General features: G+C 39.8%; 2 protein-coding genes and 1 pseudogene. All 3 read left to right on the top strand.

Going from position 1 to position 2,462, the window contains the following annotated elements; translation table 11 throughout:
- Nucleotides 1-142: pseudogene (locus tag HT678_RS12005) on the top strand (IS66 family transposase); the annotation flags it as partial.
- Nucleotides 143-472: 330 nt separating this feature from the next.
- Complete coding sequence (locus HT678_RS10435) at nt 473-1,402, top strand: sugar ABC transporter permease (protein ID WP_007284784.1); 930 nt, start codon at nt 473-475, stop codon at nt 1,400-1,402.
- Nucleotides 1,403-1,415: 13 nt separating this feature from the next.
- Complete coding sequence (locus HT678_RS10430; RefSeq protein WP_000818348.1) at nt 1,416-2,339, top strand: carbohydrate ABC transporter permease; 924 nt, start codon at nt 1,416-1,418, stop codon at nt 2,337-2,339.
- Nucleotides 2,340-2,462: the final 123 nt, after the last annotated feature.

Genomic DNA, 2,462 nt, shown 5'->3' with positions numbered 1-2,462 from the left:
AGCTAAACGTCATCAACTAAATAGTGAAAAATATCTATCCTATCTTCTAGAATGTCTTCCAAACGAGGAAACTCTCGTAAACAAAGAGGTTTTAGAGGCTTATTTACCATGGACTAAAGTTGTACAAGAAAAGTGCAAATAAGAAATCTCCAGATTAGGAACTATCCGTGAGTTCTCTAGTCTGGAGATTTTTCAATATACTTCGTTATTGGGCGGTTACTCTCTAGTCTGGAGATTTTTCAATATACTTCGTTATTGGGCGGTTACAATAGAGATAAAATAAACAATTGATTTAGGACATTTGTTTGATAGTGGTGATAAAGTTTTAAATCTGCTACATAATTTGTGGAGTTTTTTCTATAATTAGGAGTTTAACCTAATCTGCAAATAGGAGTATACTAATAATGTAATCGTTATCAAAAGTCTAAAAAGGAATTTTTAGACGGATATCAAAATAAAAAGGGAGGAAATTATGAATAAGTTTTCAAAAACCTTGAGAGATAACTGGATCTTTCTCTTGATGGTTTTGCCAGGGGCACTCTGGTTGATTCTATTCTTTTACATTCCAGTATTTGGGAACGTGGTTGCCTTCAAAGACTACCACATGACCAGTAATGGTTTCATAGATAGTATCATAAATAGTAAATGGGTCGGACTCGATAATTTCAGATTCTTATTTAGTTCAAGAGACGCCTTTATTATCACACGAAATACGGTCCTCTACAATCTTGGCTTTATCTTTCTAGGTTTAGTTGTATCTGTAGGGATTGCCATTATTCTCAGTGAACTCCGTTCTAAGAGAATGGTGAAGATTTTCCAAACTTCTATGTTGTTCCCTTACTTCTTGTCTTGGGTTATCATCAGTTTCTTTACAGATGCCTTCCTAAACATTGATAAAGGGGTGTTCAATCATCTATTGGAAAGTCTTGGTCTAAAAGAAGTCAATTTCTACGCTGATTTGGGAATTTGGCCCTATCTCCTACTTTTCCTAGGTATTTGGAAAGGTTTTGGATATAGCAGTGTCATGTACTATGCGACGATTATGGGAATTGATCCAACCTACTACGAAGCAGCGACAGTGGACGGAGCCAGCAAATGGCAACGGATTCGCAATGTAACCATTCCGCAGTTGACACCATTGGTAACTGTATTGACCATCCTTGCAGTCGGAAATATCTTCCGTGCAGACTTCGGTCTTTTCTACCAAATCCCTCACAATGCTGGTCAGCTTTATAACGTAACCAACGTCTTGGACGTATATGTATATAATGGTTTGACCCAGACAGCGGATATAGGGATGGCTTCAGCGGCAGGTCTCTACCAATCAGTAGTCGGCTTGATTCTGGTGGTTCTATCAAACTTACTGGCAAGACGAGTTGATCCAAACTCAGCCTTGTTCTAGAAAGGAGGAGAATATGGCAGAAAAGAAAATTAAAAAAGAAAAAATTGATAATGTCGGCATTCACTCCTTCAGTAAGAAAGCAGATATCTTCTTCAGTATCATTTCGGGTTTGATTGCCCTCTCTTGTATCCTACCCTTCGTATTCGTTATCATTATTTCAGTGACGGACGAGAAAAGCCTCCTCCAATACGGCTACAGCTTCTTCCCATCCCAATTTGGATTAGACGGTTTTGAGTTCTTGGCACAGTTTAAGGATAAAATCTTACAGGCCCTCTTCATTTCTGTCTTTGTAACCGTAGTTGGGACATTTACAAATGTCTTTATCACAACAACCTATGCCTACGCTATTTCACGGACAACCTTTAAGTATCGCAGATTCTTTACCATCTTCGTTCTGCTCAGTATGTTGTTCAACGCTGGTTTGGTACCAGGTTATATCATGGTGACCCGTGTGCTTCAGCTTGGTGACACTGTTTGGGCCTTGATTGTTCCAATGCTTCTCTCACCATTCAATATCATCTTGATGCGTTCCTTCTTCAAGAAGACCATTCCAGAAGCCATTCTCGAATCGGCTCGTATCGATGGTGCTAGTGAGGCCCGGATTTTCTTCCAAATCTGTTTACCATTATCACTACCAGGTATCGCAACCATCACGCTTTTGACAGCTCTTGGTTTCTGGAATGACTGGTTCAACGCCCTTCTTTACATCAAGAGTGACAACTTGTATCCATTGCAATATTTGCTCATGCAAATCCAGCAAAATATGGACTACATTGCCAAAGCGGTCGGCTTGACTGGTCAACTGGGAGTTGCTCTACCGAAAGAAACAGGTCGTATGGCCATGGTTGTGGTTGCAACCCTTCCAATCGCGATTTTGTATCCATTCTTCCAACGCTACTTTGTAAAAGGTTTGACTATCGGTGGTGTGAAAGAATAGTGCTTATTGAGAAAGAACATTTCTCAGTTCCAAACTTCCCTTGCGTGAAGTTAATACTCTTCGAAAATCTCTTCAAACCGCGTCAACGTCGCCTTGCCGTATAGATGTTACTGACTTCGTCAG

The organism is Streptococcus sp. 3167, assembly GCF_013277175.1.
Taxonomy (GTDB): domain Bacteria; phylum Bacillota; class Bacilli; order Lactobacillales; family Streptococcaceae; genus Streptococcus; species Streptococcus pseudopneumoniae.
Note: the sequence above shows the minus strand (reverse complement) of the source record. Positions and strands in the feature narration are given on the sequence as shown.